The sequence below is a fragment of the Catenulispora pinistramenti genome (genome assembly GCF_018274385.1).
In the GTDB taxonomy this organism is placed as follows: domain Bacteria; phylum Actinomycetota; class Actinomycetes; order Streptomycetales; family Catenulisporaceae; genus Catenulispora; species Catenulispora pinistramenti.
On record NZ_JAAFYZ010000077.1, the window covers coordinates 19637 to 40935 of the forward strand.

Consider the following 21299-nt stretch of genomic DNA (forward strand, 5'->3'; position numbering starts at 1 on the left):
CGTCGCACGCATGCTCGGCTTCACCTCGGCGTGGTTTCGGCGCCGTGCTCGGCACGGCGGCGACCGCGGGACGGTCAATCCCCGTCCGGCCGCCACACCCACCGCAGCGCGTCCGGCAGCAGCACCCCGCCGTGATTCGGGCTGTGGGCGCCGTCGCCGAGCACCAGCCGGAAGTCGTAGCCCGCCTCGGCCAGCGCCGCGGCGGTCCGCAGATTCTCCGCCAGCCAGTTGCGGGTCGGCTGATCCCAGTTGAGATCGCGGTGCCCGGCCTGCATGAAGATCCGCAGCGGCTTGCGTTCGGTCACCGGGATCAGCGCCGGATAGGGATTGCCGCCCGGCATCTGCACGAAGCTGGCCAGGTAGCAGATCACCCGACGGAACCGGTCCGGACGCAGCCACGCGGCCGTGAACGCCCCGTCGCCGCCCGCGCTGCCGCCGCAGATGCCCCAGCGCTCGGGATCGTCGGCGATCCGATAGCGCGCCGCGACCCGCGGGACGATCTCGGTGGTCAGGAACGTCACCAGGCGCTCGTCGAAGGCGTCGTACTCGACGTTGCGGTTCTTCGGCCGCGCCGAGCCCTCGAAGACGCCGGGATCCACGAACACCCCGACGGTCATCGGGATGTCGCCGGCGTGGACCAGGTTGTCCAGCACGATGCCGCCACGCACCTCCCCGGCCGGGTCGAGGTACCACCAGCCGTCCAGGAACACCATCAGGTTCGCCGGCCGCGGGTGTGCGGGATCGTATCCGGCCGGCACGTGGACCCAGAACTTGCGCGACGTCCCCGGATAGACCGCGCTCTCGCGCCACTGGAACTCGACCGTGCTGCCCGGCGGCACTTCCGGCCGCCGCACCGAATCCGGGCCGTGCGCGTAGCTGACCGGGACGTCGAGGGGCAGTGGGCGGAAGGGGACCTCAGCAGTCATGGCGTGCACCCTAGGAGACTGCTGAAGATCTTGCTCGGCGCGCCGGTTTCGCCACCTTTTACCCCGAAAAGCCGATCTGGGCAAACCGGAGCAAGTGGGGCGCGTTTTCAAGATTTTCAGAACGCTCCTAGGCGCGGGCCGAGAACGGGCCTAAGGGTTTTGCGGGTTCTGTACGCCAGTGGGGCCGCCCATCACGGGCGGCCCCACTGGATGTCGTTCGGATGTCGTTGTCGGCTGGGCTCAGGCGCCCTTGCGGCGGCCCTTCTTGGCCAGGCGCGCCAGGCGGGCGTCGGCGGCCTGCTTGTGGAGCTCGGCCAGACGGGCGTTGGCGGCGGCGAGTTCGTAGGTCGAGGCGAAGTTCATCGTTGACTCCTTGGATCCTTTTGATCGCATCGGCTGTATGCCTTTGATTGTAAGGGAGCCCGGCCTCGGAGTCCAATCGATTAAAGGCGAAAATGGGTTGCGCACCTGCGGATACTGTTCTGGCGTGACACTCCGGTGACGGCGGCGCGACGGCGGTGGGAACAACGGTGGGAAACCGGGCGAAAGGTCGACCAAGATGAGTGGTCCAGCGGCCGAAGCGGGGGACAACGCGCGGGTCGGCGGACCGGCCCCGGACATCCGTCTGCGGCCGGTCGGCCCGGCCGACGTCCCGCTGTTCTTCGAGTACCAGCGCGACCCGCTCGCGGCCCGGCTGGCCGGGACCGCCCCGGCCGCCCGCCGGGACCACGAGCAGCTGTGGCACGACATCCGGACCGACCCGGCGACCCTGGCCCGCACGGTCGTCGTCGACGGCGCCGTGGCCGGATCCATCACCTGCTGGCCGCAATGGGAACAGCGCCAGGTCGGCTACTGGTTCGGCCGCGACCACTGGGGCCGCGGCGTCGCCACCACCGCGCTGGCGCTGTTCCTGTGCGAGCTGACCATCAGGCCGGTGCACGCCTACGTCGCCGGACACAACGCCGCCTCGGCGCGGGTGCTGGAGAAGTGCGGGTTCCGGCGGGACGGGCTTGAGAGGGACGGGGCTGTGCTCGGCTACATCCTCGAAGCTTGAGCTACTTACTTTCTGCCGACCCGGCCCCGGCCCCGGCCTCAGCCAGCGCCTTCGCCTCTTCCTCCTCGGTGAACCCGAACTTCAGCGGCGGCAGCCCGCGCTCCCGATCCCACGCCAGCACATCGGCGACCGTGGTCTCGAACGGCGTCTGCGGCATCCCCGCCGCCACGGCGCGCGCCGGATCCCGCTGCATGCGGTTCCATTCGTCCTCGTCGCGGATCAGCGGGAAGAAGGTGCCCTGCGCGTTCTGCTCCGGCACCGGCACGATCTCCACCTCGGTCCCGGCGGCCCGCGCGCAAATCTGGATCACCTCGGCTAGGGTCACCGGCGTGCCGGGGCCGACCGCGTTGAACGCGCCGCCGCGCCCGTCCTCGATCAGGCGCACCATCAGCCGGGCGGCGTCGCGGGAGTCGACGACCTGGACCGGCTGCTCGGGGCGGCCCGGCAGGGCCAGTCGGCCGCCGCGGGTGGCGCGGCGCACGTAGTAGGTCAGGCCGTTCTGCGGGTCGTGGGGGCCGGCGACCTTGCCCAGGCGCACGATGCCGGCGCGCTCGCCGAAGCGGGCCTGGACGTCGTCCTCGCACGCGACCTTCAGCCGGCCGTAGGTCTCCTCGAACAACTCCTCGGTGTCACGGACCGGCGGGCGCCGCGGCGTGTCCTCGGTCGAGCCGGGCCCGACGCCGCTGCGCTCGTAGACGGCGTGGCTGGAGACGAACACGTAGCGGCCGACGCGCTCGCCGAGGGCGTCCATCGCCTTGTTGACGTGTCGGGGCACGTAGGCGGAGGAGTCCACGACCGCGTCCCAGGTGCCGGTCGCCAACGCGGAGTAGTCATCGGTGTCCCGGTCGCCGACGAGGCGCGGAACCTGCGGGAACAAGGCGGCGCCGGAGCGGCCGCGGGTGAAGACGGTCACGTGATGGCCGCGGGACAGGGCGTCCTCGACCACGGCCCGGCCGACGAAGCCGGTGCCGCCCAACATCAGAATGCGCATTCTGGCCAGCCTAGTGCGGGGCCGGTCGCGGGCCACCTGGTTTACCGGCTGCCCGATGACCGTCCCGCGCCGGGTGTTGACGCCCGGATATGTGAAGCAATACTTTCACATCCATGGCTCAGGAGCGCGAGCAGCGCAACCGACTCGGCGATCTGGTCGTCACCGATCCCCGGATGATGCGGGCCCTGGCCCATCCGGCCCGGCTGGCGATCATGGACATCCTGCGGCGGGAAGGCCCGTCCAGCGCGACGGAACTGGCGCCGCGGGTGGGGATCAGCCCGTCCGCGGCCAGCTGGCACCTGCGGCACCTGGCCGGCTTCGGCCTGGTCCGCGACGGCGCGCCGCACCCCGACGGCCGGGCCCGGCGCTGGGAGTCGGCGGTGCGCGGCTTCCGCTTCGACCTCCCCGCCGACGGCGCCGACCCCGAGCGGCGCAGTGCGGCCCGAGCCCTGGCCCGGGAGATGATGGTGCACGGTCAGGCGCGGCTGGCGCAGTGGCTGACCGACGTCGAGCCCGGCCTGGAAGGCGAGTGGGAGCAGGCCGTCGGGGTGTCGAACACCCGGGTCGTGGTGGACACCGCGGAGCTGGCGGCGATCCTGGACGGGATCGAGGAGGTGCTGGCGCCGTATGTGAACCGCGATCCCGGGGAGCGGCCGCCGGGGAGCCGGAGCGTGCGGCTGCTGCGCTACGCGTTGCCCGAGGCGCGGGATATCGATGCCGAGCCGGACAGCGCGGGCGGTGGAGCATGACCGCCAACGCCAACGCCAACGCCGACGCCGAGGCCGAGGCCGAGGCCAGCGCCAATGCCCATGTCGATACCGAAGCCGATGCCCGTGCCGGTTCGCCAAGCGATGCCGGCGAGGAACCGATACCCGGCACCGGATCACCGGCTTCCGACCCGTGGGCCAGCACATCACAGGCATCTGACTCGCTGGCAACTGAATCACCGGCATCCGATCCGCGGGCCGGCACATCACAGGCTTCTGACTCGCTGGCAACTGATTCACCGGTAGCTGACTCGCAGGCAGGTGACTCGCCGCAGGCAGGTGACTCGCCGGCAGCTGATTCGCAGCCCCCTGAACCACCGCATCCCGACCCCGATCCCCGCTTCCGCCGCTTCTGGATCGGCGACAGCGTCTCCCAGCTGGGCGACCGCATCACCGAGCTGGCCCTGCCCTACATCGCCGCCAAGATCCTCAAAGCCTCCACCGCTGAGGCCTCCGTGCTGGCCGCCGTGACCTGGACCCCGAACCTGATCGGGGTGTTCATGGGCGCCTGGGTGGATCGGCAGCGGCGCAAGCGCCGCCTGATGATCGGCGCCGATCTGGCGCGCGCCGCGATCCTGCTGAGTCTGCCGATCGCCGCTGCTTTCCATACCGTGACGCTCGGTCAGCTCTATCTGATCGCGTTGCTGTGCGGCGTCGCGGCGGTGCTGTTCAACACCTCGTACTCGTCCTTCTTCGTGCGCCTGGTGCCGCGTTCGCAGTATGTGGCGGCCAACAGCAAGCTCTCCAGCAGCCGCTCCGCGTCCTTCATGGTCGGCCCGGCGCTCGGCGGCGCGTTGATCGCGGCGACCTCCGCGGCGTTCGCCGTCGCCGCCGACGCGGTGTCGTTCCTGTTCTCGGCGTTCATGATCGGCCGGGTGCAGGTGGTGGAGCCGGAACCGGAGGCGGCTGAATTGTCGGTGGCGCGCCGGGCTAAGGAGGGCATCGCCTATATCGCCCGCCAGCCGGTCCTGCGGGCCACCCTGGCCTGCGCCACCACGATCAACTTCTTCACCTTCATCGCCAACTCCAGCCTGCTGATCCTGTTCGCGACCCGGATGCTGCACCTGTCCGCCGGCGCCATCGGCCTGGCCCTGGGTCTCGGCGCGAGCGGCGCGGTGCTGGGCGCGGTGCTCGCGCCGCGGATCGCGCGTCTGGTCGGGGTCGGTCGCTGTGTCGCGATCGGTGCCGTGCTGTTCCCGGCGCCGATCGCCATCGCCGCCGTCGCGGGCGGCTCGGTGTGGTGGTGCGCGATGGCACTGGGGGCGGCGGAGTTCTTGTGCGGGGTGGGCGTGATGCTGTTCGACATCCCCCTGAACTCCCTTCAGGCCGCCATCGTCGAAGAAGGCGTCCGCAGCCGGGTCGCAGGTGCCTACAGCACGGTCAACTACGGCATCCGCCCGCTCGGCGCCCTGGCCGGCGGGGCGCTGGCCGGCACGATCGGGCTGCGTCCGACGCTGGTGGTCGCGGCGGTCGGCGGGGCGATGTCGGTGTTCTGGCTGTTCGCCGGGCCGGTGCTGCGGATACGTTCGCTGGAGGAGGATCCTGCGTTGGACGAGGCTCCGGCTCCGGCTCCGGCGTCACAGATCGCGGCCGTCAGCCAATGACTGGATCGCCGGGCGCAGCAGCCGGATGACTTCCTGCGGTTCGGCGTCGGCGAGCGCGTCGGCTTTCATCAGATGCCGCGACACCGTGATCCCGAGCAGCACGGCACTGATGATCGCCGCCCGCAGGTCCGCGTCCGGCGCCGGGATCGCCTGCGCGATCTGCGCCTGGTAGCGGATCGCGGCGGTGCCGACGGCGTCGGCGGCCTCGGGGGTGGTCAGCATCGAGCGCAGGATGCTCAGGGACGCGACCGGCTCGTTGGCCAGGCGGTCGGCGAGTCCGGCCAGGATGTGCTCGCCGGCCTGGCCCGGGGCGGCGTCGATCTCGGGCAGGGGGGCGGCGTCGACCACGCGTTGGAACAGCGCCTGCTTGGACCCGAAGTAGTGCATGACCAGGCCGGCGTCCACATTCGCAGCCGTGGCCACGGCCCGGATCGTGGTGCGCTCGTAGCCGACGTCGAAGAACGAGCGGGTCGCGGCTTCCAGGATGCGGGCCTCGGTGCGGCTGCGCTGCTGCGCGCGGGAGCCGGGTTCGGGCGCGGGTACGGGTGCGGATTCGGGCGTCATCAGTTCATTCTACGAGCGTTGACCGAACCCGCGATGCCGCCTAGGCTCGTTCATTGAACAAGCGTTGAATGAACGAGCCCCAAGGAGCGCCTCATGTCCTTCGCCACGCCCGCCGACCTCCTGGACCGCCGCCGCCAAGTCATCCTCGACGGCGACGCCGACGGCTTCGCCGCCCTGTTCGCCCCCGACGCCGTGATCGAGATGCCGTTCGAGGGGACGCCGGAAGCGCCCCTGCGCCTGGCCGGCCGAGAGGCCATCGGCGAATACGCGCGCCGCATGGCGGCCTCGCCGCTGCGCATCGACGACTTCGACGTGACCGCGGTCCACCAGACTCAGGACCCTGAGGTGATCGTGGTGGAGGTGAACACCAAGGGCTCCATCACCACCACCGGCAAGCCGTTCAGTGTGATGTCGGTGCAGATCCTGCGGATCCGCGACGGCCGCATCGCGCTGTTCCGCGCCTACGGCGACCCCCGCCTCGCGGCGCAGCTGCGCAGCTAGCGCCGCCTCCCGCGGAACCCGGCCGCACGGCGTGTGGCGGCTCGGCCGCTAAGCGTCCCGGAGCCCGTGGTAGCGCTCCCGCAGCCACGGCACCGGCTCGGCCTCGGCCTTCTCCGCCTGGCAGACGTCCCACGCCGGCGGCGCCGCCGACCCGTTCAAGGCCCACGCCGCCTGCTTCGCCGCGCCGTCGGCGACGTAGTCCCCGGCGCGCGGCACCAGCACCGGGCGGCCGAGGACCGCCGGTGCGATCGTGCGCACCGCCTCGGAGCGGGCCGCGCCGCCGACCAGCAGGATCCGCTCCACCGGCACGCCGACCGCGCTCAGCGCGTCCAGGCCGTCGGCCAGTCCGCACAGCATGCCCTCGATGTAGGCGCGCGCCAGGTGGGCCGGGGTGGAGTTGGTCAGGCGCAGGCCGTGCAGGGTGCCGGTGGCGTCCGGGCGGTTCGGGGTGCGCTCGCCTTCCAGATACGGGATCAGCGTCAGGCCGTCGGCGCCGGCCGGGGCGGACAGTGCCAGCCGGGACAGCTCGCCGAGGCTGACGCCGAGCAGTGCCGCGGCCGCGTCCAGGACCCGTGCGGCGTTGAGCGTGCAGACCAGCGGCAGGTGGCCTCCGGTGGCGTCGGCGAAGCCGGCCACCGCGCCGGTCGGGTCGGCGGTGGGGGCGTCGTAGCAGGCGAACACCGTGCCGGAGGTGCCTATCGACACCACCACGTCGCCCGGGCCCGCGCCCAGGCCGAGTGCGGCGGCGGCGTTGTCGCCGGATCCGGCGGCGACCAGCAGCGGGTTCAGCTCGGCCGCGCCGAGCCGGATGCGCGGGGAGTCCGCCGGGGCGAATCCGGCCGACGGCTCCAGGATCCGGGCCGTCTCGGCCGGGCCGAGCACCTTCGGCAGCAGCGGCTGGCGGCCGAGGGCCAGCTGGACCAGATCGGGCCGGTAGGCGTCGGCGGCGGGGGAGTAGTAGCCGGTGCCGGAGGCGTCGCTGCGGTCGGTGGTCAGCATCCTGATATCGCGGCCGCCGCCGAGTTTCCAGGTCAGCCAGTCGTGCGGCAGGCAGACCGCGGCGGTGGCCCGGGCGCGCGCCGGTTCGTTCCCGGCCAGCCAGCGCAGTTTGGCGACGGTCAGGGCCGCGACCGGCACGGTGCCGACCGCGTCCGCCCACGCCGCGGGTCCCCCGAGTTCGGCGACGAGGTCGGCGGCGGCCCGGGCCGAGCGGGTGTCGTTCCACAGCAGGGCCGGGCGCACCACCGCGCCCTCGTCGTCCAGGCAGACCATGCCGTGCTGCTGCCCGGCGATCGAGACCGCGGCGACGTCCTCCAGCCCGCCGGCCGCGGCGACCGCCTGGCCCAGCGCCTCCCACCAGGCCGAGGGGTGCACCTCGGTGCCGTCGGGATGCGGTGCGGCGCCGGCCCGCAGCCGTTCCCCGGTGGCGGCGTCGCGGATCACGACCTGGCACCACCGGGTCGCCGAGTCGATGCCCGCGACCAGGGCGTTACCGATCATTTCCTGGCACTCCCGGCGGGCTGCGGCGAATCATTCGACAAGTGAACCTAGCGCATCGGCTTCGGCCCGGTGCCGCACTGTCGGTCCGGCGCCGCACGAGGTATCAGGGCTCGACGATCTTCGGCTAGCCTGATCGACACGTGGGACGCCCACCACGAATTTCCTCACCGGGAGGGGTCGAAGATGACCGACGAGTCGATCGGCGACGACGGTTCGCGGCTGCCGGAGTGGACGCCGCCGGCGATCGACCGCGGCAAGGCCCATCCCGCGCGGATCTATGACTACCTGCTCGGCGGGTACTTCCGTAATACACAGTGCTTACCGTGAAACGCGCAGCCCAGTCAAGCTATATTGTCAACCGTATGCATTTGGGTCACCGCTCAGGGTAGCGCTCGTGGTCACGTCAACTACAGGCTGGCCGGTGTGCTTCGCCCAGGTGCCCTCGGCCTCGCGCCGTGGCGACCGGGCAGCGACGCGCGGAGGATCTGAGAGAATGTCCGGTTGATGGGTTCTATCCCCGGCGTTCCCGAAAGTGACCTCGAAGATCGGCTTGCGCGCTGGGCCCAGCTGTGTTCTGCGCCCGTCCCGCCGCCGGGGCGGCGGTTCTACTCCATCACCTACCTGCACAACGGCACGCTGTGGACCGCGACCGTCGGGGAGACGCTGCGGGGCACCAAGACAAAGACGCGCCGCTCCGCCACGGCCCCCGTCGCGGTGTCCACCCCGGTATCGGACCCGGCCACCGTGCTCGCGATCCTGCCCGGCGACCCGCTGTTCCACGTCGTCACCGACGCCGGCCCGACCGTGAAGTTCATCTCGGCGTGGGAGAACCCGTACATGGTCGGGATCCACGACATCCAGGGCAGCACCCGCTTCGACACGGCCTGACCCTTCGCCCGGTGCGCGGCGCATGTCGGCGTAACCTGCTCCAGCGGCTACGTTCACCACTGCCGCGGGGGCCGCCCGGTGCCGAAGCCGGACGCGGGTGTCCAGCCCTACAGGTCCGGCTGTTCAGGCTGCTGCTCGAGCATGGCCTCGGCGTAGTCCAGCCAACTGTCCGAGGGCATGCGTTCACGGCTGAGCTTCGCCTTCCCCGCTTCGTCGAACCATTGGAAGACCGCCGACTCAGGGATCAGGTTGTCCTCGCCGAGCAGATCGCGCCGCCCGGCGACGTCCAGACGGTAGGAGGCGACCACGCGCGCGCTCACGGCCCCCGTGGACCCGGCATCGACGCCGACGTTGGCCGCCCAATGACGGACGCGTTTGGCGGGCGGCCGTCCCTGACCGCTGCGCTTCCGGCGTTTTGTGGCCTGCGCCTTGCAGCCGCAGCTGTTCGTGTTGCCGCGGTGGACGTCGATTTGGACGGCGCCAATGACGCGAGTCTTGTTCGGACACCCGCATTCGTAGTTGCGCAGTGCTCCGCGGCGGGGAATCGGGTTCTCGTACGGCGGGCCGATCGGGGTGAGCAGGCTGTCCGTATGGGGCGGGAGGACTTTGAGCTCGCGCGGCTTCGGCGCACGCGGCGGTTTCGTGGCACGCCGGGGTACATAGGGCGTCCCTAACAGAGCCGCCTCCGTGTCGGCGGCAGCGGCATCCGAACCGCGCGCTGCGTACTCCGCTAGTCCGGGCAGTTCGTGGAGGCCAAGCTGGTGAATACGTTTGAGGACCGCGAGCGCGACCTTCCACGCCGACCAGCCCGACCCAACACGGACGTCGTTCGAGCCGAGGACGTCGGCGTCCTCGCGCACGCGGATGACGGTTTGCCCGGCAGCGGTCAGGCGCTGGGTCTTGCGGCGGTCGTACTCGCTGCGGTCGCGCCAGGCCGCTGGCCCGTGGGTCCTCCAGCCGTCGAACTCCACGACCAGGGCAATGGTCTCGTCCCACATGTCGACTCGCACCACGTTGTACCGCTCGCCTGGAAGCGGTGGCACCAGCATCGGTGCCTCCAACTCCAGGGCGGGCAGGTGCGTTCGAAGTTCGTGGAAGAGGGCGACCTGCTTATCGGAGATATTCTTGCTGCACCGGGGACATCCGGAGCGCAGAGCCTTGGCCGTTCGCCGGTTGGGCGGCGCGGTCCAGGTCGGATGCTCCGGCTCCAGACACGTCCACTCGACGTCGATCTTTGACCCGACAGGGGTGTTGTCCGGCGTACGGCCTCCCGGCGCCGAGATCCACTGCTGTGCCAGCTCCGGGTACCACGAGCGCAGACAGTTGCTCGCATCGGCCTCGTCAGAGTTGCAGATCCGGCAGCCGTTGACACCGGTCACGGTGCCGTCGGCCTTGGTCCTCAGTCCAGTGCGGCTCTTAGGAGTCTGCTCCCAGACGTGGGTGGCGAAGTACCAGACTCCCGTCGTGGGGCAGACCGCCGGCACGACGTGCCGCCACCGCACCAGTTCGTTGCTGCCGTAACTGATGGATTCCCGTGTACCAGACGAGGGGTCGAGCTCGGCGGCCAACGGCGCGACTGCAGCCACCGACCGCTCGTAGGCGGGAAGTTCACCGGTGCTCGGGGCCGCTCCCGTGCACCGTGGACACATACTCGGGCGATCTGCACGGCTCCGGTCTTTCGGCGGTGCCGGCCAAGTGCCATGTGACGCCTCGACAGTGCACTTCCAATCGCGCGCCTTAGCGTCGCGCAGGCCGACTCGACGCGGGTCCTCGGCATCGGCCCACTGTGCAAGCAGCGACGGTACGTCGGCCACCTTCGCAACGCGGGGATCGGCCAGTCCGCGTACCGTGGCGACGATCTCCTCGCGCAAGGCAGCCGAACCGGATTCGATCCGGGCGATCTGCGCACGCAACTCGGCCAAGACCGGCAGCATCTCCGCACGCCAAGCGCGTGTGCGCTCCTGCCAGTGAGCTTTCTGGCGTTCGTAGCGGTCCGCCCGGGACATGCCGAGTAAGGCGCTCGGGAGGTCGTCCGCCCTATGCGTGATGGCCATCACACCAGAGTGCCAGGCGGTACCGACACTCCTCGCAGAAGTAGCACACCTCACCGGGAAGCCGCGAGCGCCTGCGATCGCTTGCTTGTACGACTCAGGCGTGTCCAGCGCCCCGACCTCGTCCGACGCGAAGAGGCTCAGCGCCTTCAACGTTTCGCCGACCAAGCGCGTCCCGACCAGAATCCACGGGCTCGGGGCTCAAGTCCCTGGCGGCGCTCCCATTGAAGCCCCCAGTTCAGGTACTCTGAGCTGGGATTTTCTCTTTGATCTTGATGCTTCTAGCGGATCGTCAGGAGCATGGCCCAGGGTTGGACCAGGGGTCTTGAAAGCCCGGCCTCGCCTCAGCTTCATCAACGCCCTGATCTTTCTGTCGAAATGTCGCGTGGACCAGAGATGGGCCAGGAAACGGCCTCGAAACTGTCTTTGACGTGCGGATATTGAGATTTCGCAGGCCCACTCCGCTCGCAGTCGTACTGGGGTCTGGCGAGGTTACAACCACCGGATATGACGGAACCGAACTCCTCCATCGCCGGTTTGATAGTGCCGGTGGGGATCGGCCAGCAGCTGGCCGAGCTCGGCTTTCAGGTACCTGCGCCGCACCTCAGCCATATCCTCGGCCGCGTCGAGGGCGCTGTCCCACCCCTGTACCGGAAGGTAGTCGTCGCCGTCGTTCTCGATCGTCCATGACGGCGGGACGGACACGGCGCGGTACCCGTCTTGTCGCTTGGCGACGCACGCGAGCATCGGGCCGTATTTCGCCGGCGTGAGCCGGTCGAAGGACATGAGTCGCTCGTCTTCGCGGGCGAGCTGGGCCCGCTTCTCCAGGCGTCGCTGTGACCCTGCGTAGTCATCTCTCCGGCCGTAGATCAGCACGTATCGAGGCGCCAGTTGCCGCCGTCGCAAGAGGTCGGGTACTTCGTAGTGGTCCAGGAAGGCGAGCGGGTTGGTTCCTTCGTTAAACCAGGCACGCCACTCGGCGAGCTGGCCCTGGGCGTGGATGAAGCTGCTGTGGATCTCCGCGCGGTCGCCGTAGAACCAGGGTTTGTGCGGGGTCTCGATCTCGATCAGGACCGGGTACAGGTTGGCGCTGTCGGTGGCGATCCACATGAAGTCTGGTTCACGGTCGCTGAGGCCGGGCAGCTTCGGCTTGGAGATGACGGCCGGTGGGAATGGCCAGTGTGACGGCGGACGTGTCAAAGTCTTGTTGGGCGGACAGCAGAGTCTGGTTCTGCGGACACCAGAAGTGGTTCTGGCGCTGATCTTGTGATCGGCCGCGTCCGTGATCTTCGGGCGTAGATCACCCGCTTGCGGAGCAGATCGAACTTCGCGCGGCCATACATCTGGCGTTTCAGCATCTTGATACGGTTGACGTGGCCTTCGACGGCACCGGAGCTGAACGGCAGGGTCAGGCCGGCGGTGACGGCGGCGTGGTCTTGGACGATGCCCCTGGTGAACGGGATCAGGTCGGGCAGCTCGGCGATGCGGACCTCGGTGATCCAGGCGTTGAGTAGGTGTCCGTCGAGGTTGACCATCATTTTGGCGAAGTCTGTGACTAGCCCGGACAGGTCGTCCAGTTCCGGGCAGCGGGCCAGGATGCCTTTGAGCCGCTGTTGCTCGTCGGCGGATAGGCCCTCGGGGTGGCGGGTCAGCCAGCCGGTGGCGTCCCGGACCGTCGGCGGCACCGGGACGGCCGGGATCTTCGCGGCCTGTTTGCGGTAGGGCGCCAGGAACCGGCGCACGGTGCGGTCGGTGGCCTCATAGCCCAGGTCGCGCAGCTCGGCGGTGATGACGACGGCATCGGTGATCCCGGCGTTCCAGCGCTCGATGACGTAGGGCTTGAAGTCGTCCAGCACGCTGGGCCGGGTGACACCGCCCATGAGCTGGGACGGGTTGTCGGCGTCGGCGTAGCGGCGGACGGTCTTGGCGTCCCAGCCGAGCTTGCGCTGGATCTTCGTCAGGGTCGCGCCCTCATCCAGCAGTTCGTGGACCATGCGGTGCCGTTCGATGGTGCGGATAGCCAGAGGCGAGGTGGTCGCTTCGGTCGCTGCCAGGTCCAACGTCGCCGGTGCGGCGGGCCCCGCGACCGGTTCGCGCAGGCAGCCGCGGTGCCGGGCGACCGTCTTCTCCACGGCCTCGCACAAGTTGTTCCACAAGTGCCAGCGATCAGCTACCTGGAGTGCGTCGGGGGCGCCGAGTCGGGCGGCCTCGGCGTAGGCGCCGGCCCGGTCGCGGCAGATCACCTCGACGCCGGGATGCGCGAGTAGCCACGCCGCGACCGGGCCCGCGGTGCGCTCGGGCAGCAGCTCGACCGGTCGACGCGTGGTCATGTCGATCAGTACCGTGCCGTAGACGTGGCCCTTGCGCAGGGCGAAGTCGTCGATCCCGAGGACCTGCGGCCCGGTCGCCGACTGGCTCTCGGGCAGCGCGCGGACCCGCCGCAGCAGGGTGTGCCTGCTCACCGCGATACCGAGCTTCGCAGACAGCCGCGCTCCAGCCCGGCCGGCCAGCGCCAAGCCGATCGCGTCGAACTCGTCGAGCAGCAGCGGCGTGAACCGGGAGTGCGGGCTGGTCAGCCCCGGTATCTGCTCGGCGAACGTGACAGCCCGGCAAGCCGGGTTCTGGCAGCGGAACCGCCGTACCGTCAGACGGATCACAACGCCGACGCCCCCGATCGCGACGTCCCGCAGCTTGCGCACGTACCGGCCATGGACGCGGCCCGCGGCATCGCCGCAGTTCGGACATGCCGCCGAGTTGCTACGGGCGCGAGCGCCCAGCACTACCGACCCGACGCCGCGCTCGATCTGCTCGACGATGACGCCGGCAAGGTGCGGCAGGAGTTCATAAGAACACTGTGATAGGCACCGCGCGATCCTCGCAGAGACCAGGCAAGATCACGAACCCGGCCAGTCACAAGATCAGCGCCAGAACCATTTCTGATGTCCGCCAGCCTCGACATCACCCGGCCGCCCACCCCGACTTCCTCATGGCCGTTGACACCAGTGTCCGGAGTCGCCGTCGACGCCGGCGCTGCCCGGCAAGAGTGAGGGGTGTCGTTCCAGGAAGGTGTGCAGCAGCCGCTCGTCTTGTGAGTCGGGGCTGTCCAGGAGTTCCTGCCAGCGCTTCGTCAGGTACCGGTTGTATGTGGCCTCGTCAGGGGGGCCGTGCCGACTGTCTGGCACTCGGCGGCGTATCCGGGAAGGTGGCCGACGAACGGATGGGCGAACGCGCTGGCAGTCTCGGGGTTCACCGGGTTCGTCACAGCAGCACACTACGTCCGCGAGCCCGCATCTACTCGGTAGGCCGGACGTTGTAGCGGTGAAAGAGGTCGGCGAAGAATCGCTGGAGCAGGACGCGGGCCGGCTCAGGGCGATGCAGTTCAGACCCGCCGAATCGGAACACCTCGTACCCGGCGAGCCTCAGGTCCCGATCACTGCGTACGTTGTCGCCGTACTTGGCGGGGCTGGGTCGTCCGTCGGCGCCCGTGTAGTGCTGTTGCCCGTCCACTTCGATGACGATCCGGGGCCCGTGCGGAAGCAGCAGGAGGAAGTCCATGCGGAAGCGCAGCAGGGCTTCGGGGCCTCTTTCCTGAACGGTCTTCGGATCCCAGTGCAGCCATACCTCGGGCAGTAGTGCCGGCAGGCCGAGTATCGCGTTGCCGTGGATCTCGTGGTAGAGCCGGTACAGGTTGTACTGCGGCGGGGAGTCCTTCGGGAGGCTGGCGGTAAGCCTCTGATACAGGGTCGTCTTCGCTTCGTCGTCCTCCGCGATCTGGCGGGTGTCCTTCCACCAGTTTTGAAGATCCTGCCATCGGACGCCGTCGGAGCCGATGGGCCGGTCGTAGATCAGAACATCGTCGGGGTTGCTCGCGATCTCGATGTCGTTGTCGAGGGCGTCGCGGAACCGGATGTCCGGCTTCCGCGGAGAGGCGAAGATGATGTTCTTCGGTCGGCCGCGCGGGGAGTTCAACGCCACCACGCTGAAGACGGGGTAGCCGCCGTCGCTGCCGGTCTCACGGAGCTCGACGCCAACCGGGAGCAGATGCTCGTTCATGGTGTCGGTGATGCTTCGCTGAACCGGCTCGTCAGGCACGAGATCCGGGGAGACCAGGCCCTCGAGGAACAGTGCGAACCGCCGGTCACCCGCTGCGAACGCCCCAAGCTGCTCGAAGAGGTACTCGGTCGTCCAGTCACCGGGATTGCGGAACACGTGCTGATCGATCTGGTCGCGAAGTCCTTTCGTCGCAAGGCCAGGGAAGAGCGCGGCCGAGACGATGTCCAGGCCGCCGCCGCTGACAACCCACAGGCTGTCCAGCAACGCCATGAAGCGGTGCGCGTCGCGAACCAGGTCCGATAGATCAAGGCTGCGTGCCAGTTCGTGGCGGGCCTTCTTCGGGATCTCCGGGAAGCCGTCGGCGGCCCAGAACGTATCCTGAATGGCGAAGCGTGTCGCCAGGGTCAGGCTGAGGGACCGGAGCTCCAGGATCCGCCGGGCCAGGGGGACCACGTCGGTGTCCTGCAGGGCGGACGCCATGGCCTGTGCCCTCCTGGCCAGCGTCGGGTCTTCGACTGTTGGTTCCAGTAGGCCTAGTTCATCGCGAATCGCATCCATGGCCTTGTGGGAGTAGGCATGAAGGCCGAGAACGACATCCTTGACCAACTCGTGGAGCCTCGCCCGGTCCACACTGTCCGTCACAGAGCCATTCTCACAGAGCGCACGGACAAGCGTCTCCGACACCGCGACATACGACGGGTGGCGTCACGACACGCCAACTCGAACAGATCCGGCCTGAGCATGTGACCGCGGCCGGATCCGCTACCGTGATCACGATGCCGGGCCGCGGAGGCCTGGAACGCCGACGCCACAAGTCACCCGGCGTGACTCGCTGGCCAGCCACAGGGGCGTGGTGCGCCCACTCCGCATCCATCGAACGCTGCACACAATTCACCGACAGGTGTGACAGATGCTGGCCGGGCAGCAGAAAGGCTGTCCGCCATGCGTTCCAACAGGCGTGCTTCCGCGCTGCAGCGCAGTGCGTTCACCGGCGAGGTACCCGTCGCCGCCCGAGCCGGCACCGCCCGTGACGGCACACCCGGGCTCGACACCTGTACCGACCCCCAGCGAAGGCTCCGCGTCCTTCTGGCGCTCGGCCTGTTCAACGACTACGAGAAGGACCACGCCGACAACTCGTGGTGCTGCCCCGCAGTGTGCAGCTACAACGTCACCTTCTCGCCCCGCCTGGACAGCCTGGTGATCATCACCGACTGTCCGCGCAACGTAGCCGGTCGCATGGTCGCCCGCGGCGAGGAACTCCGCGTTCCGGGACTGCGCTACAACCCCGACAAGGAATGCAGCCAGCACACACTGCACATCCTCGACATCGTCTCCGGCGCCGAGATGATCATCACTGACCGGGTCACCGGCCGCGTCAAACCCGGGGCCGTGAAAAACGAGCGCTCACGGATCGCGACCGCTCGTGAACTGGGAATGCTCGCACTCACCGAAGCCGAGATGCAGGCGCTCGCGCAGATCCCGGAGATGACGCCGGCAATCGAGATCCTGCTCGCCGCCCTTGCCGTGCGGCTTGACGCCCGTGATCCGCAGGGCGGATGGGCGATGGGGTACTGGTTCTGGGACCCGCTGGACCGCCCCGGCGCCCCGCAGACCTCCAGTCCCTATGGGTTTCGCCGAGTCCTTCGCGGCTGCGGCAACCGGTGGGAACTTCGGTGGTCGGAGTTCCCCTACGTGCAGGACGTCGCGACGATGTTGACCCACCCGATTATCGGGGTGCCCGGCTGCCAGGCACGCGACGTGTCGAACGGCTATGACATCGCCCTGGGGAACTCCGTGCTTGCGCTTCGGTCTTGGTACCCGGCCGGGGATCGAGGCAGCAATCTGCGTCCGCAGATCACCAACGTGCGTTCCGCCCTTCTCTCCTGATCCCGTCGGCACCGTTTCGGCGTCGGCCGCCCTGCGGCGGCCGGCGCCGAAACGAGCCCGTCAGCCCGTCAGCAGGTGCCGGAACTGCAGATGCCCGGCGCTGCCCGCGCGATGGATCGTGTCCACGGCCAGGGACTGCACCTTGAGCATTAGTTGCGGTGGTGGGACCAGAGTCGTGGTCTCTGTCTGCGGAGATCGGTCGAGCGGACCAGCTACATGGTCGGCCAAGTCACTGGTGGGCCGGAGTGCCTGGCTCTGAATTTGAGATCTGGGATCTGACGTCGCGTGTCGGTGAGTTTGGGCGTCGCTCGGAGGGTTGAGGACGCCGAAAGTTCGGTGAGAAGTGACGTCACTGTGCTCCGAGTTCTGGATCATCCAGCCACGCCTGATACCAGTCGTGGAAGTCAGGGCCCGGGGTCAGCCCTTCGTCCGATGCGAAGTCATCGAACCAAACCTGGCCTCGGGCGTCGCCGGTGACCACGAGTCGGAAGTAGGCGCCGCAGCCGTATGCGGCGAGCACGAGTGACCCGGATAGCCAGGACGGATCGTAGAGGATGTCCTCGTCGCTCAGTCCTGGCCGGTAGGGCTGGAACCGCTCGGTGTGTGGGAATGCGGTGGCCAGGAAACCGGGTCGGCGTTCTTCCGAGGGGTAGTTCGGGTTGTCCCAGTCCGTGCCGTCGTGGCGATACATCCCTAAGTAGGGGCCCGCGCCGCCGTCGCCGACCGTGGTGATGAACTTCCGATAGGCATCAGGCAGCGCGATGCCGTTGTCCCGCTCGAACCGTGTGAGGTCTTCTGCCGAAGTCGTCCGACCCAGCTGGTATCGGTGCTGTCTGGCGCCGAACTGTCGGAGTTGTGGGTCCGCGTCGGCCAGTTCGCGAAGCCGACGGCGCACCTGTTCCTGGTTCCACACGTCGTCGAGCATGACAGGCTGGCCCCAGTTGTGGAGCAATGTTTCGGCAGCCGGGTGATCATGAAAGCCTGTATGTCGTCCGCGCCGTGCTCGACGACCAGCCGATCGAAGATCAGAGTGCCCTTGCTTCAGTCCGAAACTGCGCTTCGCCGCTCGGCGATGACCAGGGCGGCGTGCGTCGCCGAGAGGTCACGCCGGAGTCGTAGACCTTCGATGACTGCCGTGTCGCGCTCCATTGTCACTTTCCGGTGAGCGGCCTCGAGATCAGAGATGCGATCTTGCATAGCTCCGATGCGGTCCAGCTCGGCGCAGCCGATGGTCCCATCCATCTGGTCAGCGCGGGCTTCCGCGAACGCTTGCTGAACGACGTGGAGCTGGCCGGCCAGCGCCTTGTTCCGCGCGAGCAGTTGCGCGTTTTCGGATTTCAGCTGCTCGGCCAGTTCCGTTTGTCCGGCTGCTGCGGCACTGATCTTGTCCTGTCGGATCTGGGCACGTACCCGGTCTGCGTATGCCTTCACGTCGCGATGTTCGTAGAGCCAGTTCTCGTGGACGTCGGCTTGGAGGCGAATCGCAGCGTTGGACAGTTGTCGGCCGCTGCGTTCCATCTCACCGATCACAGCTTCGACCCGCCGGAGCAATTGTCAAATCCTGTGGATCACTGGTTCGTCCCGGGCCAGGCCGGGCAGTGCCAGGTGTGGCCGTCCAGGTCGATGAGGAAGGGCTCGGCGTGCGGTAGGGGTGTTCCCCAGACCCGGCCGCCGAGGTTGCAGAGCCGGCCGAGGCCGGCCGTCAGGCTGGCGGTGTGGCCGACGACGGCGACGGTTTGGCCGGGGTGCCGGTCTGCGATGCGGCCGAAGGCGGCGGTGATGCGGGCGATGACGTCGTGCCCGGTCTCGCCGTCGGCGACGTGCTGTGCCAAGTCCTCGTTGAGGATCCAGGCGCGCAGCACCTCGGCGGTCTGCCGGCCGATCGCTGGGTCGGTGCTGCCCTCGGCGCCGCCGATGCCGACCTCTGCCAGGTCAGGCAGGGTATGGACATGGATGCCGCGGGCTGCGGCGAGCGGGGCGGCGGTCTGCTGTGTGCGCAGCGCGGTGCTGGTGTAGATCGCGCTGATCGGCTCGTCGGCCAGCGCCCGGGCCGCGGCAGCAGCCTGTGTGTGGCCGCGTTCGGTCAGCGGTGCGGCCGGGACCGTGCCGGCGACGGCGGCGGTGACATTCTCGGACTCGGCGTGGCGCAGGCACCAGATGCGGGTGTGGTCGTTCATGCCGCGCCAACTTCCCGGCGCTCGACCAGGACGCCGCGCTCGAAGCGGGCTCCGGCGCGTACCAAGGCGACCAGGTGGGGTGCGTTGACGGCGCGCCAGCGGGCTTGGGCGGACTCGATGAGCTTGAACGTCATCGCCAGCGCGGCGGTGCGGGAGCCGGCACCGCGGGTGACCCGGGTGCGTAGCCGGACGGTAGCGAAGGTGGACTCGATCGGGTTGGTGGTCCGCAGGTGGATCCAGTGCTCGGCGGGGTAGTCGTAGAACGCCAGCAGCACGTCCTCGTCCTTGGTGATCTTCTCGACGGCCTTCGGGAACTTCGCGCCGTACTGCCGCTCGAAGGCCCGGATAGCTTTCCTGGCCTGGTCCTTGTCCTCGGCGTTGTAGATGTCTGCGATGGCCGCCTTGGCCGCGGGCTGCGCCGACTTCGGCAGGGCGTCGACCACGTTCGCGGTTTTGTGAACCCAACAGCGCTGTTCGCGGGTGTCGGGGAAGACGTCGCGCAGCGCCTTCCAGAATCCCAGCGCCCCGTCACCGACGGCGAGCACCGGGGCACGCATGCCGCGGCGTTCGGCGTCGCGCAGCAGGTTCGCCCAGGACTCGCCGGATTCCCGATAGCCCTCTGCCAGGGCTATCAGCTCTTTGCTGTCATCGATCCGCACGCCGATCATCACCAGCACGCAGGCCTTGGCCTCGTCCAGGCGGACCTTCAGATGGACGCCGTCGGCCCAGACGTAGACGAAGTCCAGCTCCGACAGGTCGCGGGCCTGGAAAGCCTTGTGGTCCTCGGTCCAGGTCGCGGTCAGGCGTGTCATGGTCGCCGACGACAGCCCGGCCGTCGAGCCTAGGAACTGCTCCAACGCGGGCACGAAGTCGCCGGTGGACATGCCGTGCAGATACAGCAGCGGCAGCACCTCGGCGATCTTCGGGGTCTTGCGTGCCCAGGCCGACAGGATCGCCGAGGAGAACCGCTTCCGCTCGCCGGTCTCGGCGTCAACGCGCTTGTCGTTCACCCGCGGCGCCTTGACCTCCACCTGCCCGGCCGCCGTGGTGATCGCGCGCTGAGCGTGGTAGCCGTTGCGCACCACCAGGCGCCGTCCTGCCTCGTCCCGCTGCCCGGCAAGCTCCGCGATATAGGCGTTGACCTCGGCTTCCAGCGCTGCGGCGAGCATCCGCCGGGCGCCCTCGCGTACGATCTCATCGATCAGGGAGCCGGATTCGGTCGTACTGTCGGCGTTGACTACCGTAAGCATGGGCGTGCCCTCCCAGCCGACGTTGGCGCGTCGGCCTACTCAGTGACCTTCGAATCGATCACTCGGGAGGGTACGCCCCCACCGAGCCGATCCACAGGTTCTGAGCATTGCTCGACCCGCCGCTGCGCCTGGCCGCTGCTGGCGCGGTTCTGGTCGATGGCTTTCATGCGTCCGCTGGTCAGGATCTCGGTGCGGGTCGACTTCTTCCCACTCATGATGGGATCAGCTCCTGGCCAGCACTTGTGATGGACAATTCGGCCGCGGCGAGCGGGTGGAAGGTGCGCTCGTCCACGAGCGCTCGTACGGGCCCTCGCTTCGCGCCCATCGGCTCCAGCAGTTCGCGGTCGATGCGTTCCATGGAGTCGAGCGTTTCCCAGATCATCTGCCGGTCGTCCTCGGTGATCAGGTCGCTGGAGCGGATCTCCTGCTCCAGCGTGGCGATCAGGTCGTCAAGGCGTTCGACTTCTAGCTGTACTTTGACCGCCGATGCGCTCGCGAGTCGGCCTTGGGGCATGAGGCGTGCCTGCTGTTGTGCGAGCAGCCGTGCTTTTCGGTGGCGGGTCCGATGCAGGTCCGGCAGATCGCTCACGGTGGCACGGAAGAAGAAGCAGTTCAGGCATTCGTTCCCGAACTGGCAGGCACGTCCGTGCCGTGCGACGTTGCCCTTCTCTGCGCAGCTGCCGCAGTCCATCGTGGCTCGGATGATCGGCCAGCGTCGTCGGAATCGGCAGCAGCACGACGTTCCCGTCGCCGGTGATCCGCGCCGAGCGGGCTTGTTCCAGATGTTTGAGGCCGACCCACTGGTCGGCCATGGTGGGCTTCGAGTAGACCTGTGTGCTGGCAATCTTGTCGTGGCCCATCAACTTCTGGATCGTGTCCAGCGGGACGCCGGCATCATGCAGATCCTGGCCGAAGGTGTGCCGGAGCGGTAGCTGCTTGACCCACCTGTACTGGATCACTGAGAGGCTGCCATCCTGAATCGCTTGGTCGGGATACTGGTGTGTCAGGGTTCGTTGGTGCTTGTGCTGGTCGTGCGCGGCTGTCTGGGGTCTTGATCGTCCGTCACCGGTCGACTTCGAGGTTCGT

The 21299-nt window shown here is 68.7% G+C and carries 22 protein-coding genes and 1 pseudogene; 7 read left to right on the plus strand and 16 right to left on the minus strand.

All coding sequences use genetic code 11. From position 1 onward, the window contains the following. Positions 1–74 precede the first annotated feature (74 nt). Positions 75–926 carry an alpha/beta hydrolase gene (locus KGQ19_RS22355; protein ID WP_212011168.1) on the minus strand — a complete coding sequence of 284 codons (852 nt, stop codon included), beginning with the start codon at positions 924–926 and terminating at the stop codon, positions 75–77. Positions 927–1166: 240 nt separating this feature from the next. Further along, a complete protein-coding gene (locus KGQ19_RS51150) occupies positions 1167–1289 on the minus strand; it encodes a hypothetical protein (RefSeq protein WP_268907918.1) in 123 nt (40 codons plus the stop codon). A 196-nt stretch (positions 1290–1485) separates the two neighbouring features. Here KGQ19_RS51150 and KGQ19_RS22360 point away from each other — a divergent pair, with 196 nt between their 5' ends. Then, positions 1486–1980 carry a GNAT family N-acetyltransferase gene (locus tag KGQ19_RS22360; RefSeq protein WP_212011169.1) on the plus strand — a complete coding sequence of 165 codons (495 nt, stop codon included), beginning with the start codon at positions 1486–1488 and terminating at the stop codon, positions 1978–1980. Position 1981: 1 nt separating this feature from the next. Here the strand turns inward: KGQ19_RS22360 and KGQ19_RS22365 are convergent, their stop codons facing one another. After that, positions 1982–2971, minus strand: a complete 990-nt coding sequence (locus tag KGQ19_RS22365; RefSeq protein ID WP_212011170.1) for an NAD-dependent epimerase/dehydratase family protein — start codon at positions 2969–2971, stop codon at positions 1982–1984. 113 nt (positions 2972–3084) lie between these two features. Here KGQ19_RS22365 and KGQ19_RS22370 point away from each other — a divergent pair, with 113 nt between their 5' ends. Together KGQ19_RS22370 and KGQ19_RS22375 are read left to right on the plus strand one after the other, a co-directional pair. Beyond that, positions 3085–3720, plus strand: coding sequence for an ArsR/SmtB family transcription factor (locus KGQ19_RS22370; RefSeq protein WP_212011171.1), 636 nt, complete (start codon positions 3085–3087; stop codon positions 3718–3720). Continuing rightward, the gene (locus KGQ19_RS22375) at positions 3717–5342 is read left to right on the plus strand and encodes an MFS transporter (RefSeq protein WP_212011172.1); all 1626 of its coding nucleotides are present in this window, start codon (positions 3717–3719) and stop codon (positions 5340–5342) included. Before KGQ19_RS22370 ends, KGQ19_RS22375 begins: the two co-directional genes overlap by 4 nt. On the opposite strand, the gene KGQ19_RS22380 is transcribed toward KGQ19_RS22375, so the two are convergent. Then, positions 5316–5906 (minus strand): TetR/AcrR family transcriptional regulator, encoded by a 591-nt coding sequence (locus KGQ19_RS22380; RefSeq protein ID WP_212011173.1) that lies wholly within the window; start codon positions 5904–5906, stop codon positions 5316–5318. The genes KGQ19_RS22375 and KGQ19_RS22380 overlap by 27 nt on opposite strands. Before the next feature lie 93 nt (positions 5907–5999). Here KGQ19_RS22380 and KGQ19_RS22385 point away from each other — a divergent pair, with 93 nt between their 5' ends. Continuing rightward, complete coding sequence (locus KGQ19_RS22385) at positions 6000–6407, plus strand: nuclear transport factor 2 family protein (RefSeq protein ID WP_212011174.1); 408 nt, start codon at positions 6000–6002, stop codon at positions 6405–6407. A gap of 48 nt (positions 6408–6455) precedes the next feature. Here the strand turns inward: KGQ19_RS22385 and xylB are convergent, their stop codons facing one another. Continuing rightward, positions 6456–7907, minus strand: coding sequence for a xylulokinase (gene xylB, locus KGQ19_RS22390; RefSeq protein WP_212011175.1), 1452 nt, complete (start codon positions 7905–7907; stop codon positions 6456–6458). Positions 7908–8090: 183 nt separating this feature from the next. Here xylB and KGQ19_RS22395 point away from each other — a divergent pair, with 183 nt between their 5' ends. Both KGQ19_RS22395 and KGQ19_RS22400 read left to right on the plus strand, forming a co-directional pair. Next, the gene (locus KGQ19_RS22395) at positions 8091–8234 is read left to right on the plus strand and encodes an SAM-dependent methyltransferase (protein ID WP_212011176.1); all 144 of its coding nucleotides are present in this window, start codon (positions 8091–8093) and stop codon (positions 8232–8234) included. Positions 8235–8411: 177 nt separating this feature from the next. Next, a complete protein-coding gene (locus KGQ19_RS22400; RefSeq protein ID WP_212011177.1) occupies positions 8412–8795 on the plus strand; it encodes a hypothetical protein in 384 nt (127 codons plus the stop codon). Positions 8796–8902: 107 nt separating this feature from the next. Here KGQ19_RS22400 and KGQ19_RS22405 read toward each other — a convergent pair whose 3' ends face one another. The 4 genes from KGQ19_RS22405 to KGQ19_RS22420 all read right to left on the minus strand — a co-directional run bounded on the left by KGQ19_RS22405 (position 8903) and on the right by KGQ19_RS22420 (position 15541). Continuing rightward, positions 8903–10849 carry a zinc-ribbon domain-containing protein gene (locus KGQ19_RS22405; RefSeq protein WP_212011178.1) on the minus strand — a complete coding sequence of 649 codons (1947 nt, stop codon included), beginning with the start codon at positions 10847–10849 and terminating at the stop codon, positions 8903–8905. Positions 10850–11338: 489 nt separating this feature from the next. After that, positions 11339–12046 (minus strand): Shedu anti-phage system protein SduA domain-containing protein, encoded by a 708-nt coding sequence (locus KGQ19_RS22410; protein WP_268907919.1) that lies wholly within the window; start codon positions 12044–12046, stop codon positions 11339–11341. After that, positions 12043–13719: an ISL3 family transposase gene (locus KGQ19_RS22415; RefSeq protein WP_438801873.1), complete on the minus strand. Its 1677-nt coding sequence runs from the start codon at positions 13717–13719 to the stop codon at positions 12043–12045. The genes KGQ19_RS22410 and KGQ19_RS22415 overlap by 4 nt, the downstream gene beginning before the upstream one ends. Positions 13720–14137: 418 nt before the next feature. Next, complete coding sequence (locus KGQ19_RS22420) at positions 14138–15541, minus strand: AbiJ-related protein (RefSeq protein ID WP_212011181.1); 1404 nt, start codon at positions 15539–15541, stop codon at positions 14138–14140. Positions 15542–15841: 300 nt separating this feature from the next. Here KGQ19_RS22420 and KGQ19_RS22425 point away from each other — a divergent pair, with 300 nt between their 5' ends. Further along, the gene (locus tag KGQ19_RS22425) at positions 15842–16786 is read left to right on the plus strand and encodes a hypothetical protein (RefSeq protein WP_212011182.1); all 945 of its coding nucleotides are present in this window, start codon (positions 15842–15844) and stop codon (positions 16784–16786) included. 349 nt (positions 16787–17135) lie between these two features. Here the strand turns inward: KGQ19_RS22425 and KGQ19_RS22430 are convergent, their stop codons facing one another. The 7 genes and pseudogenes from KGQ19_RS22430 to KGQ19_RS52880 all read right to left on the minus strand — a co-directional run. Further along, on the minus strand, positions 17136–17711 hold the full coding sequence (locus KGQ19_RS22430) for an SMI1/KNR4 family protein (RefSeq protein ID WP_212011183.1): 576 nt from the start codon (positions 17709–17711) through the stop codon (positions 17136–17138). A 116-nt stretch (positions 17712–17827) separates the two neighbouring features. Then, positions 17828–18304 (minus strand): hypothetical protein, encoded by a 477-nt coding sequence (locus KGQ19_RS22435; protein WP_212011184.1) that lies wholly within the window; start codon positions 18302–18304, stop codon positions 17828–17830. Between the two features lie 50 nt (positions 18305–18354). Next, positions 18355–18963 (minus strand): histidine phosphatase family protein, encoded by a 609-nt coding sequence (locus KGQ19_RS22440; protein ID WP_212011185.1) that lies wholly within the window; start codon positions 18961–18963, stop codon positions 18355–18357. After that, the gene (locus KGQ19_RS22445; protein ID WP_212011186.1) at positions 18960–20213 is read right to left on the minus strand and encodes an IS256 family transposase; all 1254 of its coding nucleotides are present in this window, start codon (positions 20211–20213) and stop codon (positions 18960–18962) included. Before KGQ19_RS22445 ends, KGQ19_RS22440 begins: the two co-directional genes overlap by 4 nt. A gap of 35 nt (positions 20214–20248) precedes the next feature. Then, on the minus strand, positions 20249–20428 hold the full coding sequence (locus KGQ19_RS22450; RefSeq protein WP_212011187.1) for a hypothetical protein: 180 nt from the start codon (positions 20426–20428) through the stop codon (positions 20249–20251). Beyond that, the gene (locus tag KGQ19_RS22455) at positions 20425–20802 is read right to left on the minus strand and encodes a hypothetical protein (protein WP_230419164.1); all 378 of its coding nucleotides are present in this window, start codon (positions 20800–20802) and stop codon (positions 20425–20427) included. The genes KGQ19_RS22450 and KGQ19_RS22455 overlap by 4 nt, the downstream gene beginning before the upstream one ends. A gap of 277 nt (positions 20803–21079) precedes the next feature. After that, positions 21080–21172: pseudogene (locus KGQ19_RS52880) on the minus strand (hypothetical protein); the annotation flags it as partial. Positions 21173–21299 lie beyond the last annotated feature (127 nt).

What these genes read in the sequence shown, in the direction of transcription:
- KGQ19_RS22355 (WP_212011168.1), bottom strand. Translation starts at nt 926, where the DNA reads ATGACTGCTGAGGTCCCCTTCCGCCCACTGCCCCTCGACGTCCCGGTC.
- KGQ19_RS51150 (WP_268907918.1), bottom strand. Translation starts at nt 1,289, where the DNA reads ATGAACTTCGCCTCGACCTACGAACTCGCCGCCGCCAACGCCCGTCTG.
- KGQ19_RS22360 (WP_212011169.1), top strand. Translation starts at nt 1,486, where the DNA reads ATGAGTGGTCCAGCGGCCGAAGCGGGGGACAACGCGCGGGTCGGCGGA.
- KGQ19_RS22365 (WP_212011170.1), bottom strand. Translation starts at nt 2,971, where the DNA reads ATGCGCATTCTGATGTTGGGCGGCACCGGCTTCGTCGGCCGGGCCGTG.
- KGQ19_RS22370 (WP_212011171.1), top strand. Translation starts at nt 3,085, where the DNA reads ATGGCTCAGGAGCGCGAGCAGCGCAACCGACTCGGCGATCTGGTCGTC.
- KGQ19_RS22375 (WP_212011172.1), top strand. Translation starts at nt 3,717, where the DNA reads ATGACCGCCAACGCCAACGCCAACGCCGACGCCGAGGCCGAGGCCGAG.
- KGQ19_RS22380 (WP_212011173.1), bottom strand. Translation starts at nt 5,906, where the DNA reads ATGACGCCCGAATCCGCACCCGTACCCGCGCCCGAACCCGGCTCCCGC.
- KGQ19_RS22385 (WP_212011174.1), top strand. Translation starts at nt 6,000, where the DNA reads ATGTCCTTCGCCACGCCCGCCGACCTCCTGGACCGCCGCCGCCAAGTC.
- xylB (WP_212011175.1), bottom strand. Translation starts at nt 7,907, where the DNA reads ATGATCGGTAACGCCCTGGTCGCGGGCATCGACTCGGCGACCCGGTGG.
- KGQ19_RS22395 (WP_212011176.1), top strand. Translation starts at nt 8,091, where the DNA reads ATGACCGACGAGTCGATCGGCGACGACGGTTCGCGGCTGCCGGAGTGG.
- KGQ19_RS22400 (WP_212011177.1), top strand. Translation starts at nt 8,412, where the DNA reads ATGGGTTCTATCCCCGGCGTTCCCGAAAGTGACCTCGAAGATCGGCTT.
- KGQ19_RS22405 (WP_212011178.1), bottom strand. Translation starts at nt 10,849, where the DNA reads ATGGCCATCACGCATAGGGCGGACGACCTCCCGAGCGCCTTACTCGGC.
- KGQ19_RS22425 (WP_212011182.1), top strand. Translation starts at nt 15,842, where the DNA reads ATGCGTTCCAACAGGCGTGCTTCCGCGCTGCAGCGCAGTGCGTTCACC.
- KGQ19_RS22430 (WP_212011183.1), bottom strand. Translation starts at nt 17,711, where the DNA reads ATGCTCGACGACGTGTGGAACCAGGAACAGGTGCGCCGTCGGCTTCGC.
- KGQ19_RS22435 (WP_212011184.1), bottom strand. Translation starts at nt 18,304, where the DNA reads ATGGAACGCAGCGGCCGACAACTGTCCAACGCTGCGATTCGCCTCCAA.
- KGQ19_RS22440 (WP_212011185.1), bottom strand. Translation starts at nt 18,963, where the DNA reads ATGAACGACCACACCCGCATCTGGTGCCTGCGCCACGCCGAGTCCGAG.
- KGQ19_RS22445 (WP_212011186.1), bottom strand. Translation starts at nt 20,213, where the DNA reads ATGCTTACGGTAGTCAACGCCGACAGTACGACCGAATCCGGCTCCCTG.
- KGQ19_RS22450 (WP_212011187.1), bottom strand. Translation starts at nt 20,428, where the DNA reads ATGAGTGGGAAGAAGTCGACCCGCACCGAGATCCTGACCAGCGGACGC.